The organism is Streptomyces sp. AMJ-169 (assembly GCF_055597585.1).
Genome location: NZ_JBVLTJ010000001.1, coordinates 668,283 through 684,902, shown reverse-complemented (window position 1 = coordinate 684,902; position 16,620 = coordinate 668,283). Strand labels below are relative to the sequence as shown.

15 protein-coding genes are annotated in these 16,620 nt (G+C 74.5%); 2 read left to right on the top strand and 13 right to left on the bottom strand.

Translation table 11 applies throughout. The features are described from left to right. Positions 1–17: 17 nt before the first annotated feature. The 5 genes from ACYUD3_RS02895 to ACYUD3_RS02875 all read right to left on the bottom strand — a co-directional run bounded on the left by ACYUD3_RS02895 (position 18) and on the right by ACYUD3_RS02875 (position 6,366). Positions 18–1,127: an MBL fold metallo-hydrolase gene (locus ACYUD3_RS02895; protein WP_470962924.1), complete on the bottom strand. Its 1,110-nt coding sequence runs from the start codon at positions 1,125–1,127 to the stop codon at positions 18–20. Then, positions 1,124–2,491: an aminotransferase class I/II-fold pyridoxal phosphate-dependent enzyme gene (locus tag ACYUD3_RS02890; RefSeq protein ID WP_470962921.1), complete on the bottom strand. Its 1,368-nt coding sequence runs from the start codon at positions 2,489–2,491 to the stop codon at positions 1,124–1,126. The genes ACYUD3_RS02895 and ACYUD3_RS02890 overlap by 4 nt, the downstream gene beginning before the upstream one ends. Before the next feature lie 201 nt (positions 2,492–2,692). After that, the gene (locus ACYUD3_RS02885; protein ID WP_470962918.1) at positions 2,693–3,343 is read right to left on the bottom strand and encodes a hypothetical protein; all 651 of its coding nucleotides are present in this window, start codon (positions 3,341–3,343) and stop codon (positions 2,693–2,695) included. A 319-nt stretch (positions 3,344–3,662) separates the two neighbouring features. Continuing rightward, positions 3,663–4,454, bottom strand: a complete 792-nt coding sequence (locus tag ACYUD3_RS02880; RefSeq protein ID WP_470962915.1) for a SigB/SigF/SigG family RNA polymerase sigma factor — start codon at positions 4,452–4,454, stop codon at positions 3,663–3,665. A gap of 292 nt (positions 4,455–4,746) precedes the next feature. Then, positions 4,747–6,366, bottom strand: coding sequence for an ABC-F family ATP-binding cassette domain-containing protein (locus ACYUD3_RS02875; protein ID WP_470962912.1), 1,620 nt, complete (start codon positions 6,364–6,366; stop codon positions 4,747–4,749). A 210-nt stretch (positions 6,367–6,576) separates the two neighbouring features. Between ACYUD3_RS02875 and ACYUD3_RS02870 the strand changes: the two genes are divergently transcribed. After that, positions 6,577–7,392 (top strand): class I SAM-dependent methyltransferase, encoded by an 816-nt coding sequence (locus ACYUD3_RS02870; RefSeq protein WP_470962909.1) that lies wholly within the window; start codon positions 6,577–6,579, stop codon positions 7,390–7,392. 110 nt (positions 7,393–7,502) lie between these two features. Here ACYUD3_RS02870 and ACYUD3_RS02865 read toward each other — a convergent pair whose 3' ends face one another. Then, a complete protein-coding gene (locus tag ACYUD3_RS02865; RefSeq protein ID WP_470962906.1) occupies positions 7,503–9,329 on the bottom strand; it encodes a DUF5107 domain-containing protein in 1,827 nt (608 codons plus the stop codon). Between the two features lie 163 nt (positions 9,330–9,492). Here ACYUD3_RS02865 and ACYUD3_RS02860 point away from each other — a divergent pair, with 163 nt between their 5' ends. After that, complete coding sequence (locus ACYUD3_RS02860) at positions 9,493–9,840, top strand: DUF6204 family protein (protein ID WP_470962903.1); 348 nt, start codon at positions 9,493–9,495, stop codon at positions 9,838–9,840. On the opposite strand, the gene ACYUD3_RS02855 is transcribed toward ACYUD3_RS02860, so the two are convergent. The 7 genes from ACYUD3_RS02855 to ACYUD3_RS02825 all read right to left on the bottom strand — a co-directional run bounded on the left by ACYUD3_RS02855 (position 9,812) and on the right by ACYUD3_RS02825 (position 16,519). Next, entirely contained in the window at positions 9,812–10,360 is a 549-nt protein-coding gene (locus ACYUD3_RS02855; protein ID WP_470962900.1) for a GNAT family N-acetyltransferase, read from the bottom strand. The two genes, ACYUD3_RS02860 and ACYUD3_RS02855, sit on opposite strands and share 29 nt — an antisense overlap. Positions 10,361–10,439: 79 nt before the next feature. Continuing rightward, entirely contained in the window at positions 10,440–10,682 is a 243-nt protein-coding gene (locus tag ACYUD3_RS02850; RefSeq protein WP_470962897.1) for a LapA family protein, read from the bottom strand. 182 nt (positions 10,683–10,864) lie between these two features. Then, the gene (locus ACYUD3_RS02845; RefSeq protein WP_470962893.1) at positions 10,865–11,791 is read right to left on the bottom strand and encodes a S66 peptidase family protein; all 927 of its coding nucleotides are present in this window, start codon (positions 11,789–11,791) and stop codon (positions 10,865–10,867) included. Positions 11,792–11,855: 64 nt separating this feature from the next. Then, entirely contained in the window at positions 11,856–13,796 is a 1,941-nt protein-coding gene (locus ACYUD3_RS02840; protein ID WP_470962890.1) for a dipeptidyl-peptidase 5, read from the bottom strand. Next, on the bottom strand, positions 13,793–15,097 hold the full coding sequence (locus tag ACYUD3_RS02835; protein ID WP_470962886.1) for a M20/M25/M40 family metallo-hydrolase: 1,305 nt from the start codon (positions 15,095–15,097) through the stop codon (positions 13,793–13,795). Before ACYUD3_RS02835 ends, ACYUD3_RS02840 begins: the two co-directional genes overlap by 4 nt. Further along, positions 15,090–15,923, bottom strand: a complete 834-nt coding sequence (locus ACYUD3_RS02830) for a M55 family metallopeptidase (protein ID WP_470962883.1) — start codon at positions 15,921–15,923, stop codon at positions 15,090–15,092. Before ACYUD3_RS02830 ends, ACYUD3_RS02835 begins: the two co-directional genes overlap by 8 nt. Before the next feature lie 11 nt (positions 15,924–15,934). After that, positions 15,935–16,519, bottom strand: coding sequence for a sigma-70 family RNA polymerase sigma factor (locus ACYUD3_RS02825; RefSeq protein WP_470962880.1), 585 nt, complete (start codon positions 16,517–16,519; stop codon positions 15,935–15,937). Between the last annotated feature and the right edge of the window lie 101 nt (positions 16,520–16,620).

Below are 16,620 nucleotides of genomic sequence, written 5' to 3'. Positions count from 1 at the left end.
CCCTTCCTGACGCTCCCTCAGTCCGCCGTCGGCTGAAGCAGGTTGACGTTGCCGGCGTCCTCCCGGTCCTCCCGGTCGAGCGTCCGTGAGCCGCCGATCGGCAGGTCCCACAGGTCGCCCCGGTCGAACCCGGCCCCCTCCCAGGCGGCCCGCACGCGCGTGAGGGGCTCCAGGACGGGCTCTGCGGACAGGACGAACGTCCCCCAGTGCATCGGCGCCATCCTGCGCGCACCGACGTCCCGCGCGGCGCGTACGGCCTCCTCGGGGTCGCAGTGGACGTCGCTGAGCCACCAGCGCGGGTCGTAGGCGCCGATGGGCAGCAGGGCGAGGTCGATGCCCGGGTAGCGCTGCCCGATGCGCGCGAACCAGTGGCCGTAGCCGGTGTCCCCGGCGAAGTACACGCGCCCGCCGTCGGGCGCGGTGAGCACCCAGCCGCCCCACAGGGAGCGGCAGGTGTCGGTCAGGGAGCGCTTGGACCAGTGGTGGGCCGGTACGAAGTCGAAGCGTACGCCGGAGAGTTCGGCGGCCTCCCACCAGTCGAGCTCCGTCACGCGCGTGAAGCGCCTGCGGTGGAACCAGCGGCCGAGCCCGGCCGGCACGAACACCGGGGTGTCGCGCGGGAGGCGGCGCAGGGTGGGGGCGTCCAGGTGGTCGTAGTGGTTGTGGCTGATGACGACGGCGTCGACCGGGGGCAGCGCCTCCCAGGGGACGCCGACGGGCGTGATCCGCGCGGGTGTGCCGAGGATGCGGCGCGACCACACGGGGTCGGTCAGCACGGTCAGCCCGCCGACGCCCACCACCCAACTGGCGTGCCCCGCCCATGTGACGGCGATCGTGCGGGCGTCCACGCGGGGCGGCGTCCCGAGGGTGACGGGCAGTCGGGGGACGTCGGCGAGACCTTGTCCGCCGGGCCGTATCGAGCCCTCTCGGGCGAAGCGGGCCATGGCTTTCAGGCCGGGCAGCGGGGCGGTCAGCCGGTCGTGGAAGGCGCGTGGCCAGACCCGGCGCTCCCCCAGCGGGCGGGGCGCGGCAAGCGGCGGGCGCGGGGGCGCGTACGGCGGCGGGGCGGCCGGCGCCCCGGCGTCCCGCGTGGTCGTGGACGTGGTCGACTCGGACTGCTGCGTCATCGAGGAGGCTCCCATCGCTGAGCGTCGTCGCGGAGATCGTCGAAGACCGACCTCAGAAGGTTCAACGCGCGTTGCACGTGTGGCAGTTCCAACGGCGAGGGTGAGGTGAGGCATTCCGCGCGCTCGGTGCCGGTGGCGCCCAGCAGGGGGCCCGTGGACAGCCGTACGCGCAGTGCCCCCAGGTCGTCCCCGAAGCGGTGGCCGCCCGGCGCGGGCATGCCGAGCCGGGCGGTGAGGTACTCCTCCAGGTCCTGCGCGTCCCCGACCCCGCGCGCGGCGAGCGCGGGCCGCAGCGGTCCGAGGTCGGCGTACAGATGCCGCCCGGCCTGCGGCGGCCGGGCCAGGGCGCCCGCCCCGACGACAGCCTGGTGCGCGGCCCCGGCCACGCGCGCGTGCAGCCGTACGACGTCCCGCGCGCGCGTGGTGATGTCCTCGGGTTCGTCCAGCGCGTGCGCGGCGGCTGCGGCGACCGGTGTCGCCACGCGCGCGCCGAGTGCGGTGAGGACATCCAGCACGCGCGCGTGGAGGTCGTCCCCGGTGTCCGTGCCGGGGAAGCGGGCGACGGCGGCGGGCCAGCCCTCGGGGAGCGCCCAGCCGGCCAGGTCGCTGACCACGCAGACCTGCTCGGGCAGCATCTCGGCCGGGCTGACCAGGACGGTGTCGTGCGGGGCGTGCACGGTGTCGCTCCAGGTCTCGTCGCTGACCAGGAGCAGCCCCTCCCCCACGGCCGCCTCCACGGCCTCGTGGACCACCTCCGGGGGAGCGACGGTCGCCGTCGGATCGTCGGCCACGGACAGCACCAGCAGCCGCGGGTCACCCCCTTCGGCACGCACCCGCCGCACGGTCTCCAGCAGCGCCGCCGCGTCCGGCACGCCCCCGCACTCGGCGGGCGTGGCCACATGGAACACCGGCTGCCCGAGGAGCCGCGCGTAAGGCGCCCACCAGGCCGCGCAAGGCCGCGGCACCAGGACGTCCCCGCCGAGCGCGGCGGTCAGCGCCAGCAGCAGCGAGGGCGCCCCGGGCCCGGCGGCCACGCGCGCGGGCGAGACGACCGTCCCCCGCCGCTCCCAGTACCCGCACGCGGCCTCCAGCAGCCGCACCCCACCCCCCACCGGCTCGGCCCCCGCCCGCACGGCGGCCCCCGCCAGCACCCGAGCGAGCCCGTCCCCCACAGGAAGCCCGTCCCCGGGCGGAGCGGGCCCGTACCGGACGGGCCCGTGCCCGGTGGCCGCACCGAAGCCGTCACCTGGTCCTCCGGCGCCGCTCGCCCGTGCGGGACCCTCAAGACCACCCCTGGCGCCTCCCGCACCGCCCGGCCCTCCAGAGCCGCCCCCGCCGGTGCCCTCGTGCGGCCCGGCCCCCATGGCCGCACTGGAGCCGTTCTCCGGCCCTCCGGAGTTCTGCGGACGGCCGCCTCCTTCGGCGCTCCCTGGCCCGCCGGCCCCCCGCACGCGCCCGGAACCGCCCTCGGCGCTCCCAGGCCCCTTCACGCGCCCCGGACCGCCCCCAGCCCCACCCCACCCCCCGCTTCCCCCCACGCCACCCGGTCCGGGCCCCATGCCGTTTCAGGCGTCCGGCGAGGAGCGGCGGCGCAGCAGGCGGTGGGCGGCTGCACCGAAGGCCCCGGCGATCAGCAGGCCCCCGGCGGCCAGGGCGGGGACGGAGTCCGTGAAGGTGCCGCCCGAGCCGGCCTGGACGCCGTACTGGACCGAAGGGCCGGCGCAGGAGTCGTTCCTGGGGGGCTCGGCCGGTCCGGGCTGCTGCCATGCGCGCGGCGGCGGACAGGGGGCGGGTCCGGCGCCGCCCACGCGCGGGACGTCGAACGTGGCGCTCCAGGGCCGCCCGGGACCGCCCTTCGCACCGGGGCACGTCCCGTCGACGGTCCAGGCCGAGTCGGGCCCCTTGCCGTCGACGTCGAGGAACTCCCCGGGGCCGGCGACCCGCGCGGTGCCCCGGTAGGCGGCCCCGTCCTCGCCGGGCACCCGGGGCAGCCGCACGGTGCCGTCGGCGAACGCCTGCGACGTGGCGTCGATGGTCGCCGGGGCCGTACCGGGGAGCGTGTCGCAGCGGACCGTGACGGTGACGCTGCCGCCCGGCGGGACGGACGCCGGACCGACCTCGGCGGCGGGGTCGGCGACGGCGGCAGCCGGTATCGCGGCGAGCGCACCGCAGACGACCACCGCGACGGACAGGGCACGGACAGGGCGGCGGCGCATGGGACTCCTAGGGCGCGCGGGGGCTGACGTACACCCATCACAGCCCGTAAGGCCGCATGCCGCGCGCGCGTGCCCACGTTTGGCGGCAACCGGGGAACCCGACCGGGTGAACGACGCCCCATAGGAGGCCCGCTGGACGCCCGCTGGACGCCCCATAGGAGGCCCACTGGACTCCTGCCCGGCTCCCCAGGGGACGCCTCGCCGGGCATCCCGCGCGGCGCCTCACCAGCACTCCGCGCGGTACTTCATCAGCACCCCGCGCGGGCGCCCGCCAAAGGCCCCGCCGGTCCACCCCGACTCCCCCGCGAAAACCCCTCCCTTAAGCCACCTCCCCCAGCACCTCCTCCCGCACGCGCGCGCAGCACCGGCTGATCAGCCGGGAGACGTGCATCTGGGAGATGCCCAGCCGTTCCGCGATGCGCCGCTGGGTCATGTCGTCGAAGAACCGCATGTACAGGATCGCCCGCTCCCGCTCGGGCAGCGCCGCCAGCCGCCCCTTGACGGCCTCGCGGTCGACGACCGTGTCGAGGGCCGGGTCGGGCGAGCCCAGGACGTCGCCGAGGGAGGACCCTTCGGCGCCGGGCGGCTCGGCGTCGAGGGACAGCGCGGTGAAGCTGTCCAGGGCCTCCAGGCCGGCCCGGACGTCCTCCTCGCTCAGCCGGGCCCGTACGGCGATCTCGGCGACCGTCGGGCGGCTTCCTGAGGGGTCCTGGGCGAGGTCCTGGCAGGCGGAGCGGACCCGGTTGCGCAGCTCTTGGACGCGGCGCGGGACGTGCAGGGTCCACAGGTGGTCGCGGAAGTGCCGTTTGATCTCGCCGGTGACGGTCGGCACGGCGTAGCTCTCGAACGCGTTCCCGCGCGCGGGGTCGTAACGGTCGACGGCCTTGACGAGACCGAGGGCGGCGACCTGTTTCAGGTCCTCGAAGCTCTCGCCCCGGTTGCGGAACCGCCCGGCGAGGCGGTCGGCCATCGGCAGCCAGGCCTCGACGATCTGGGCGCGCAGCAGGTCGCGGCGCGGTCCGGCCGGCAGCGTCGCGAGCCGGCGGAAGTCCTGGGCGGTGTCGGGCGCGTCGTCGTGCGGATGGTGCCTCACGCTCGCTCGGTTCTGCATGGTGCGTCGCAACTCCCTTGCGGATGCTGAGGGTTGGACGGTTCACCGAGGGGCGCGCGCACGGCGCGGACAGCTCTGCCGGAAGGCCGCGGCGCGAGGTCCCCCACGGACGTGCCTCCGGTCCGAGGCACGTAGAACCGCCTGCCCCGGCCCCCGCCGCACAAACACCCGCCGCGCCCCCGCGGACGGGCGGGTCACCGACGTCACACGACGACGGACCGCGCACCCCCGCCCGGCCCGACACGCCCCCTTTCGCGCCCCCTGCCGCGCCCCCTGCCACGCCCGGCGCCCCCTACCGCGCCCGCTCCACCCGCCGCTCGTCCCACACCGGCTCCGGCGTCTCGCGCACCTTGCCGTCGCTGCCGAAGACCAGGAAGCGGTCGAAGGAGCGCGCGAACCAGCGGTCGTGGGTGACCGACAGGACAGTGCCGTCGAAGGCCTCCAGGCCCTCCTGGAGGGCCTCGGCGGACTCCAGGTCGAGGTTGTCGGTGGGCTCGTCCAGCAGGAGCGCGGTGACGCCCTGAAGCTCCAGCAGGAGGATCTGGAAGCGGGCCTGCTGGCCGCCGGAGAGCCTGTCGAAGGACTGCTCGGCCTGCTGGGTCAGCTCGTAGCGGCGCAGCCGGGACATCGCCGCGCCCCGGTCCTGGGCGTGCTCCTGCCACAGGATGTCCAGCAGCGCGCGCCCCTGGAGCTCGGGGTGGGCGTGGGTCTGCGCGAAGTGTCCGGCGACGACCCGCGCGCCGAGCTTCCACTCGCCCGTGTGCGCCACGGTGTCCCCGGCGAGCAGCCGCAGGAAGTGCGACTTGCCGGAGCCGTTGGAGCCGAGGACGGCGACGCGCTCGCCGTAGAACACCTCCAGGTCGAACGGCCGCATCAGCCCGGTCAGCTCAAGTCCCTTGCAGGTGACGGCTCTCACGCCGGTACGGCCGCCCTTGATGCGCATCTTGATGTCCTGCTCGCGCGGCGGCTCCGGCGGCGGGCCCGCCTCCTCGAACTTGCGCAGCCTGGTCTGGGCGGCGGCGTACCGGGAGGCCATCTCATGGCTGACGGCGGCTGCTTGGCGCAGGTTGAGGACCAACTTCTTGAGCTGGGCGTGCTTTTCGTCCCAGCGGCGGCGCAACTCCTCGAAGCGGGCGAAGCGTTCGCGCCGCGCGTCGTGGAAGGTGCCGAACCCGCCGCCGTGCACCCACGCGTCCGCGCCGGCCGGACCCGGCTCCAGGGAGACGATCTTCTCGGCCGCGCGGGAGAGGAGTTCACGGTCGTGGGAGACGAACAGCACCGTCTTGCGCGTCTCCTTCAGCCGCTCCTCCAGCCACCGTTTGCCGGGCACGTCGAGGTAGTTGTCCGGCTCGTCGAGCAGCAGGACCTCGTCGGTGCCGCGCAGCAGCGCCTCCAGCACCAGCCGCTTCTGCTCACCGCCGGACAGCGTGCGCACCTGCCGCCACTGGGCCTGCTCGAACGGCACCCCGAGCGCGGCCGTCGTGCACACGTCCCACAGGGTCTCCGCCTCGTAGCCGCGCGCCTCGGCCCAGTCGGCGAGCGCCTGCGCGTAGCCCAGTTGCGCGGCCTCGTCGTCGACGGTCATCAGCGCGTGCTCCGCGCGGTCGACGGCCTCGGCGGCCTCCCTGATGCGCGGCGCGGCGACGGAGACCAGCAGGTCGCGCACGGTCGACTCGTCCCGCACGGACCCCACGAACTGCCGCATCACCCCGAGCCCGCCGCCCACGGCGACACTCCCGCCGTGCGGCTTCAACTCACCGGACAGCAGCCGCAGCAGCGTCGTCTTGCCCGCCCCGTTCGGCCCGACCAGGGCGACGACGGCCCCCTCGCCGACCCGGAAGGACACGTCGCCGAGCAACGCCCTCCCGTCGGGGAGGTAGTGCTCAAGGTGCGCGGCTTCCAGATGTCCCATACAGGAAATGTCCCTGACCTGCCACATCGATGCAAATGCATTACCGGGTACGCCGTCCCGCGCGCCCCTTAAGGGATGCCCCTGACACCTAGTCAGTCCACGATTCGGAACGATCTATCTCACGATACGGCCACGCGCGTACGGTGGAGGAACAGCGCCCGGAGCCCCGCCAGGCCTCCGCGGCGTACGGCGACGCGAAGGAGCACAGCCATGTCGAAGGCGCACGAGACGGCCGTCTACACGCACGGCCACCACGAGTCGGTGCTGCGGTCCCACACCCGGCGGACCGCCGCCAACTCGGCGGGATACCTGCTGAGTTCGCTGAAACCGCACATGAAGGTCCTCGACATCGGCTGCGGCCCCGGCACCATCACCGCCGACCTGGCGGCCCTGGTCCCCGACGGCCACGTCACGGGCGTCGACCGGGCCCCCGAAGTCCTGGACCAGGCCCGCGCCACCGCCGCCGGACGGGGCCTGGCCAACGTCGACTTCGCGGTCGCCGACGTCCACGATCTGGACTACGCCGACGACACGTTCTGCGTCGTCCACGCCCACCAGGTCCTCCAGCACGTCGGCGACCCGGTGCAGGCCCTGCGCGAGATGCGCCGGGTGACCAAGCCGGGCGGTTACCTCGCCGTCCGCGACGCGGACTACGCGGGCATGATCTGGTACCCGGCCTCGGCCGGCATGGACGCCTGGTCCGACCTGTACCGCCGGGTGGCCCGCGCCAACGGGGGCGAGCCGGACGCGGGGCGGCGGCTGAAGTCCTGGGCGCTGGCGGCGGGTTTCACGGACGTCACGGCCACCTCGGGGAACTGGACGTTCGCCACCGAGGAGGAGCGCGCGTGGTGGAGCGGCCTGTGGGCGGACCGCACGGTCACCTCCTCCTACGCCGCCCGCGCGACCGAGGGCGGCCACGCCACCCAGGACGAGCTGGAGGCGATCGCGGAGGCGTGGCGGGAGTGGGGGCGGCAGGAGGACGCGTGGTTCTGCGTCTTGCATGGTGAGATCCTCTGCCGGAAGTAGAGACGCGTCACCGGGGGCGCGAAGCATCCGCCGGGGACCGTCCCAGCGCCTCCGGAAGCCGCCGCCACTCCCGCCTCCGGAAGCCGCACCGCTTCGGCCGGCCCCCCCTTTCACCGCACCCGGAAGTCGTACGCCTCCGGCAACTCCCCTTCCCCGCACCGCTCCCACAGCCACTCCAGTACATCGTCCCCCACCCGCAGATCGGCCACCTCGACCCCTTCCGCGAGCACCGCGCGGGCGGCCTCGCGGTGGCCCTCGGCGAGCAGCAACTCGGCCTCCAGGAGCCGGAATCGGCCGCGCGCCCGGGTCTCGGGGCGCAGCCGCTCCCACACGCCGCGCGCAACTGCCGTGCGCCGTACGGCGAGCAGGGCGGCGATCGTCTCGCGGCCCAGCGCGGCGGTGGCGGCGGTCCACGCCTCGCCGCTGTCGCGCCGCTCGCGGCACAGGTCGTCGAAGGCGTCGGCGTACCGGTCGGCGGCCCGCTCCCGGTGCCCGCTCTCCCGGTCGGCGACGGCGAGGCAGCGCAGCAACGGCCAGACGGACGGGGCGAGTTGCAGCGCCCGTTCCCAGCTGCGCACCGCCTGGGCGCGGTCGCCGGCGTGCCATTGGGCGACGCCCAGGTGGTACTCGGCGCACGGGACGGCGGGCGCGTTCTCCAGCATGTCCCGCCAGTGCGAGGCGACCAGCGTCTCCCCGGGCGGCCGGACCCGGCGCGGCTCGGGGAGGGCACCGGTGCGCAGCAACTCCCGCCAGGGCTCCTGGAGTTCGCCCAGCGTGGACTCGGGGAACGGTGTCCCCGGCAACTTCCAGTCGGCGCGCAGCACTTCGAGCGCGCCCCAGCCGGAGCCGACGGCGAGCGGCTCCACCGGTTCGGCGTCGGCGTACGGCTTCCAGGCCGCGTACGCCGCGTCGACGGCCTGCCGGGGCAGGGCCGCCGTGAGCCGCTTCCCGACCCCCGATTCGCCTTCCGCGAGCGGGGATTGGAGCGAGCCGTACGCCTCCAGCCAGGACACCTCGCTCTCCGCCGCGAGCCGTACCCGGTCCCGGGGCGTGCGGGCGAGTCCGGCGCGGAGTTCGGCGTGGCCGCCGCCGTCCGGACCGGTCAGCCACTCCTGCCAGCGCCGGCCGCCGCGACCGCTCCCCCACGCGAACAGCGTCCGGCCGGGCAGCCCGTCGGTGGACGTCTGTACGAGCCCCTGCCCGTCGGCGTCGAGGGCGGCGACCCAGCGGCGCCGGTCGGCCGGAAAACCGTAGAACCCGTGCTCCGCGCAAGGGAGTTGGCGCGGAACGATGCCGGTCTGGGGCCGTGGTCCGGCGGAGAGGCGGAGCTCGTCGGCCGGGGCGAGGACGGTCCGTTCCTCGGGGACGGCCGCGCGCGACCACCAGGTCAACTGGACAGGTTTCTCATGGGGGTTGCGGACGCGGACGGCGGCGTACAGGAAGTCGGAGCCGTCCGGCAGCCACAAGTCGACCTGGAACGGCAGGTCATGGACGCGTTCCCACTCCCACAGCCGCAGCATCGGGCCGCCGTCGGGGGCGGTGACGCGGGCCGCGTGCACGGGCGCGCAGGAGAGGGCGCCGAGGTCCCAGACGAGGCCGCCCGCGCACCAGACGCCGTCGGGCCCGAGGGCGGCCGGCTGCAACACCGGGTTGCGGTACAGGAGTTCGCGTCCCGTGGGCCGGTGGACGAGGGAGGCGATCCGGCCGCCGAGGCCGGGCAGGACGGTGGCCGTCAGCCGGTCGTTCTCGACGACCAGCGCGGACAGGTCCTGTAACGCGCGCGCCCGTTCGTACCCGTCGCGGACCCGCACCGGATACGGCCCGCGCTCGCGTTCGTCCCACGGCGCCTCGGGGAGCGGCGCCAGACGCGGCAGCGGATTGTCGGGACCGAACGGGGCGGCGGGCAGCGTCACGGTGGTGCTGCGGATCGTGGTCACGCTTCCCCATGGAACCCGCCGCCTGCCGCCCCCGCCAGAGGAGTCGCAGGTCAGGATTGCGCAAAGGCATGAGCACCGAAATTCCGGGTGCCGTCCGCCGCGCCCGCCGTAGAGTCGTCCGGCGCCGGCGCACGCTCCGGCGCGCGAAGACGGAGGGAAGCCGATGACCGAGCAGCACACCTACCGGGTGATCGTCCGGGGCACCTGGGACGCGCTCACCGACGAGGCCAGGGACCGCCTCCTCGCCGCGGCACCGGATCATGGGCTCGCGAGCATGCGCTTCACCGAGGAGGGCACCCTGACGTACGAGGCGCGCCCGCTGAAGCACTTCTCGATGCGGTACGTCGTCGTCTCCGACGCGGCGGACGGCGAGGAGATGGCCGGGGCGATCGCGGAGGACCGCGCGGAGAGCGCGTTGACCGCGCGGGGCTACGGTTTCGCCCGGCTGCGCTCCACGGTCACCGATCTCGACACCATGAAGGTCAACCGGAAACCGGCATCTCGGCGGTGATCGCCCACCGCTCGTGGTCGCGCCAGGCGCCGTCGACGTAGAGCATCTTCGGCGAGAGCCCCTCCCTGCGGAAACCGGCGCCCCGCGCGAGGGCGACGGACGCGGTGTTGCCGGGCTGCACGTTGATCTCCAGCCGGTGCAGCCGCATCGGCCCGAACGCGTGCCGTACGACCAGCCCCAGGCCCTCCCGCATCAGCCCGCGCCCGGCCGCGTGCGCGAAGGCGCCGTACCCGAGCGCGCCGCACTGGAAGGCGCCCTCGACGATGTTGTTGATGTTGATGAACCCGGCGATCGACCCGTCGTCCTTGGCGCACACCAGGAAACCGGCCTTCGTAGGGTCCTCGATCAGCCGCGCGGCGTACGCCGTGTACGCGTCGCGGCTGTCGGGCGGGAACAGCCACGGGTGGTGCAGCGCCTTGCTCTCGCGCACCCGCGCGGTGAACTCCGCGCCGTCCGCGTAGGTGAAATGACGTATCCCCACGCGGGGTCCCTCGGCGAGATAACGCTCGGTGTGCGGCATCGCCCCAGCGTACGACGGCCCTGGCGGACCGTTCGGCGCCGCCGGCCGGGCCCGGGGCTCCCTGGCCCCGCCTGAGCCGCTAGCGGCGCCTGCGCACGAAGTACGCCCCGCACACCGCCCCCACGGCGGCCGTGGCCAGCAGCGCCGTCCACAGGGGCATCGTGACCTCGGGGACCAGCAGCCGGATCTTGGTGGCGCGGGTGTTCTCGAAGATGAAGACCAGGGCGAGCACGGCCAGCACCACGACGGTGATCCGCCCCGGCGTGAACAGACCGCGGGCCCCCTTCTTCGCCCCGCTCTCGGAGGCCGTCTTCGGGCTCATGCGACCAGGGTGCGCCGGTCACGCCCGGTCCGCACGCCGGAGCGCGGGTGGGCCGCACGCCCGGGGTACGGGTTGGGCCACGCGCCGGGGTATGGGTGGGGCGTGCATGCGGGCGCGCGCGAGAACCTCACGCCGAGGCGCACGCTGGAGCGCATCCCGTTCCGCGCGCCGGAGCGCACGCCTCACCGCAGCGCCGGCGCGTCCAAGGTCAGCGTCCCCGCGTCGGCGTCCAGCTCCGCCGCCACCCCGAACGGGATCGTCAGCGCCCCCGGACCGTGCCCGAACCCGAACTCCTCGACGACCGGCACCCCGAGCCCCCCGAGCCGGTCGGCCAGCATCGCGCGGACGAGCGCGTAGTCGTCGCACTCCGCCCAGGACCCGAGCAGCACCCCCCGCACCCCGTCGAGCGCCCCGGCGCGCAGCAGCTGGGTGAGGTAGCGGTCCAGCCGGTAGGTCTCCTCACCGACGTCCTCCAGGCACAGCAGCGCGCCGGGTACGGCGGGACGGGCGTGCGGGGTGCCCAGTTCGGCGGCGAGGAGGCTGAGGCAGCCGCCGCGCAGGACGCCCCGGGCCCGGCCGCCGACAAGGGCACCGCCGCCGGTCGCGGTGAGGGTGCGGACCGTCTCCGGGGCCATCAGCGTGGCCCTGAGGTGGTCCTGGGCGCGGGCGTTCTTCAGGAAGTCGAGGGCGGCCGTCATGGGCCCGTGCAGGGTGACGAGGCCGAGGCGGGCGGCGAACGCCTCGTGCAGCGCGGTGATGTCGCTGAACCCGACGAGCACCTTCGGACCGGCCGCTCGCAACGCCGTCCAGTCGAGCAGGTCCGCCATGCGCTGCGTGCCGTACCCGCCGCGTGCGCACAGCACCGCGGCGACGGACGGGTCGCACCAGGCGCGCTGGAAGTCGGCGGCCCGGTCCGCGTCTTGGCCCGCGAGGTAGGGGAACTCCCGGTGCCGGTCGAGGACATGAGGCATGACGACGACGTCCAGGTCCCAGCCGCGCAGGACGTCGAGCCCGGCCTCGAGCCGCTCCTGCGGCACCGGGCCGCTGGGGGCGACGACCGCGACACGGTCGCCGGGGACGAGGCGGGCGGGACGGGTCAGCTCGTTCAACTCGGGTCAGCTCCAAGGTCGTTCGTGCGCCGGAGGTCCGGGGCGCTCGGGCGGCGGGCGGCGCTCAGGAGGACAGCTCCAGCCTCGGCACCCCGGGCGCGTCCACCCCGAACACCTGGGCGTACAGGGACAGTTCGGCCTCCAGCGCGCGCACGTTCGTCAACTCCTTGCGGAATCCGTGCCCTTCGCCCTCGAAGGTGAGGTACGCGTGCGGCACGCCCCGCACCCGGGCGAGGAAGCGTTCGCACTGCTCGGGCGGGCAGATGACGTCGTCGAGCCCCTGGAGCAGCAGGAACGGCACGGAGACGGCGTCCGCGCGGGCGACGGGCGAGCGTTCGGCGTACCGCTCGGGCACCTCGTCGTACGGGCCGATCAGGCCGTCGAGATAGCGGGACTCCATGTCGTGCGTGCCGCCGTCCGCGAAGCCGACGGGGTCGAGGACGGGGTAGCTGATCGACGCGCAGGCGTAGACGTCGGTGCTGGTCAGCGAGGCGGCGGCGGTCCAGCCTCCGGCGCTGCCGCCGCGGATCGCGAGCCGTCGCGGGTCGGCCGCGCCCTCCTCGCCGAGCGCGCGGGCGACGGCCGCGCAGTCCTCGACGTCCACCACGCCCCACCGCCCGCGCAGCCGCTCGCGGTACGCCCGCCCGTACCCGGTGGACCCGCCGTAGTCGACCTCCACGACCCCGATGCCGCGCGAGGTGAAGTAGGCGATCTCCAGGTCGAGGACGAGCGGCGCCCGGTCGGTCGGCCCGCCGTGCGCCCACACGACGTAGGGCGGCAACTCCCCTTCAGGTGCGGTGTGTTCGGGGTGGCGCGGCGGGTACACGGTGGCGTGGATCTCCCGGCCGCCGGGTCCGGCGAAGACGCGCGCGACCGGCCGCGGACAGCAGCCGGGGTCCACGACGTCGGTGTGCACGGCCCCGATCGCCCGCGCCCGCCCCTGCCCGGTGTCCAGCTCGACGACCTCGTACCCGCGCTCAGGACCGGCCCCGACGCCGATCACCCGGCCGCCGCGCACGGCGAGGGTGGCGGCGAACTCGGTCCAGGGGCCGACGAGTTCGGCGATCCGCCCGCTGCCGGGGTCGAGCACACCGAGCCCTGCGGCGCCCTTGCCGTGGACGACGGCGACCGTCCCGTCCGCCAGCGGCGCGAACCACCGCTGCCCGAGTTTCCACAGCGCCCCGCCGAACTCCTCCTCGCGCGGGCACAGCGGGCGTCCGTCCCGGTAGAGGTTCCACCAGCCGCTGCGGTCGGACACGTACAACAGCCCGCCGTCCGGGGCCCATTCGACCTGCGCGACCGACTCCCGCGCTCCCCCGGCGACGACCTGAGGTGCGGTGAGCGCGTCCACGTCGGCGACCAGCAGTTCGGTCCCGTCCCACGGCATCCGGGGATGTTCCCAGGCCAGCCACGCCACCCGCAGCCCGTCCGGCGACAGCACCGGCCCGGACACGAACCGCCTTGTGTCGTCGGTGAGTTCACGCACGGCCCCCCGGTCGTGCGCGGCCGACCCGTCCAGCGGTACGGCGGCCAGGACGCGCCGCACGTCGGTCGGCCCCGCGCCGGTGAACTCCTCCAGCACGCACCAGACTTCACCCCGCCCGGGCAGCAGCACCGGATCGGACCAGCGCAGCCCGCCGCCCACCTCGGAGACGGGGGTGAGGGGCCGGGGGTCGCCGTCCCCGTCGTGACGGTAGAGCCGCTGGTCGGCGAAGTGGCTGAAGACAACGAGGAGTTGGCCCTCGTGGACGGTCCCGGCCCACGGCCGGCCGCCGTACTCGTGCACGCGGTTGCGCACGTTCCACGGGGCGGGCAGGACGGACTCCTCGGTGCCGTCGGCGCGGCGGCGCATCAGAGTGCGGCGGCCGGCCTCGGCGGGGCGGGGCGCGGTCCACCACACCTCGTCACCGACGAAGGCGACGTGGTCGGGCCGCCCGTCGTGCGCGGCGGCGAGCGCGGCCGTCACCGGGGACGGCCAACTTCCGTACGGGAGGCGGGTGTTCATGCGGTGCGCAGAAAGCGGTCGAGGACGTCGACGCCGAAGTGCAGTGCCTCGACGGGGACTCGCTCGTCGACGCCGTGGAACAGGGCCTGGTAGTCGAGGCCTTCGGGCAGCTTCAGCGGGGCGAAACCGTAGGTGACGACGCCGATGCGGGAGAACTGCTTGGCGTCGGTGCCGCCGGACATGCAGTATGGCACCGTGTGCCCCTCGGGCGCGAACTCCCGTACGGCCACCCGCAGTTTGGCGTAGGTCGGGGTGTCCAGGGGTGCCTGGAGGGCGACTTCGCGGTGGTGGAACTCCCAGTCGACGTCGGGTCCGGTGAGCCGGTCCAGTGTCGCCGTGAACTCGTCCTCGGTGCCCGCGAGATAGCGTCCGTCGACGTAGGCGACGGCCTCGCCGGGGATCACGTTGACCTTGTAACCGGCGTCCAGCATCGTCGGGTTGGCACTGTTGCGGACGGTCGCCTCGACGAGCTTCGCGGCCGGTCCGAGCTTCTCCAGGAGCAGGTCGACGTCGTCGAGGTCGGGCTCGATGCCGTAGAGCGCGGCGAGTTCGGTGAGCGCGGCGCGCACGGTGGGGGTGAGCCGGGCGGGCCACTCGTGCTCGCCGATCCGCGTGATCGCACCCGCGAGCCGGGTGACGGCGTTCTCGTGGTTCACCTTGGAGCCGTGCCCGGCGCGGCCCCGCGCGGTCAACTTCAGCCAGCCGGTGCCGCGTTCGCCCGCCGCGATGGGGTAGATCTCGCGTCCGGTGCCGTCGTGGAAGGTGAACGCGCCGGACTCGCTGATGCCCTCCGTGCAGCCCTCGAAGAGCCCGGGGTGCTCGTCGGCGAGGAACCCGGCGCCGTCCTCGGCGCTCGCCTCCTCGTCGGCGGTGAAGGCGATGACGACGTCCCTGCGCGGCCGTACCCCCTCACGTGCCCAGGACCGGGCGACGGCGAGGACCATCGCGTCCATGTTCTTCATGTCGACGGCCCCGCGCCCCCACACGACCCCGTCGCGGACCTCGCCCGAGAACGGGTGCACGCTCCAGTCGTCGGCCTGTGCGGGGACGACGTCCAGGTGCCCGTGGACGAGCAGCGCGGCGGCGGACGGGTCGGTGCCCTCGATGCGCGCGACGACGTTCGCGCGCCCCGGCGTGCGCTCCAGCAGGACCGGCTCCAGGCCGGCCTCGGCGAGCCGCTCGGCCGCGTACTCGGCGGCGGGCCGCTCACGGCAGTCGCCGCCGCCTCTGTTGGTGGTGTCGAAACGGATCAGGTCGGAGGTGAACCGCACGACCTCGTCCCGGGACTGCTGGTCAGCCATATTGCTCCTCGATCGCCGCCGAGGCGATCGTGGTGACCGCCTTGAACGTGCGGATGCCGTCGTACATGCGCTCACTCGTGTACGCCACCTTGCGCTCCCCCACTCGCGTCACACCGGGCACCACGGTCACGGCCGCCGCCAGGTGCTCCGCGTCGAACTCCACGGCGACCGTGTACGGGCCGGCGTCGACCGGTGCCCTGCGCCCCGCGAGCCCCACCGCCTCGCGCGCCGCCGCACGGATGTCGGCGGCGGTCCGCGCGGGTGTGCGGCACACGGCGGCGTACCGCGACACGTGGTCCTTGACGGCGACCTTCAGCGCTTCCGGGGCGTAGCCCAGGGCGTCCTCGCAGGCGACGTCGTCCCCGGTGACCAGGACGACCGGGACGCCGTACTCGGCGACGACGTGCGCGTTGAGCAGCCCTTCGCTCGCGCGCACGTCGTTGAGCCACACGCCGGTGATGGAGTTGGCGAGGTAGGTGTGGGCGAGGACGCCTTCCATGCCGGCGCCCGCGTGATACCCGATGAACGCGATGCCATCAACGTCGTCGTACTGGACTCCCTCAACCATGGACAGGGACTTATGACGACCGGTCAACATCTCGGCCCGCTCGTCAAGACGTTCCAGCAACAGGTTGCGCATCGTCCAGTGCGCCTCGTTGATCAACACTTGATCAACCCCGCCGTCGAAGAAGCCGCGCACGGCCGCGTCGACGTCCGAGGTGAACATCCCCCGGCACCGCTCCCACTGCGGGGTCCCCGGCAGCACGTCCGCCGGCCAGGTGACCCCGGTGGCACCCTCCATGTCCGCGCTGATCAGGATCTTCATGAGGCGTCACGTTACGCCACGGCGTCCTCCGCGCGGCCGGCCGTCAGCTCTTCGGCCAGCGTGGCGCGCGCCCGGGCGACCCGGGACCGCACGGTCCCCACCGGACACCCGCACCACCCGGCCACCTCCTCGTACGACCACCCGGCCACCTGCGTCAGCACGAACGCCTCCCGCCGCTCCCGGGGCAGCGCCGCCAGCAGGTCGGCCAGCGCCACCCCCTCCTCGAACCCGGGCGCCACCACCGCCTCCCACGCAGCGGAGTCGCACACCCGGGGCCGTACCGCCGCCCGGCGGTGACTGTCGACCACCGCCCGCCGGGCGATCGCCAGCAGCCACACGCGCGCGGAGGACCGCCCCTCGAACCGGTGCAGGCTCCCCAGCGCCCGCACGAAGGTGTCCTGGACCAGGTCGTCGGCGCCCTGCGGATCGGCGCTCAGATACAGGACGTACCGCAGCACGTCCCGGTGCAGCGCCCGCACCCACCGGTCGACGGCCACCGGATCGCCGTCCCGCGCGGACAACGCCCACGCGGTGATCGAAGCGTCCGCCGCAGGAACGGTCGACGGGGACGGCACGGGCAGCGTGGAGAGAGTCACGTGTCGTGTCCTTCTCGGATCACACCCGGCCCGCCACGCACGCGCGCGGGGCACCGGGCGAAAGGGGGAAGACGCGGCCCCGCCCGAAGGCGTACGGCCGC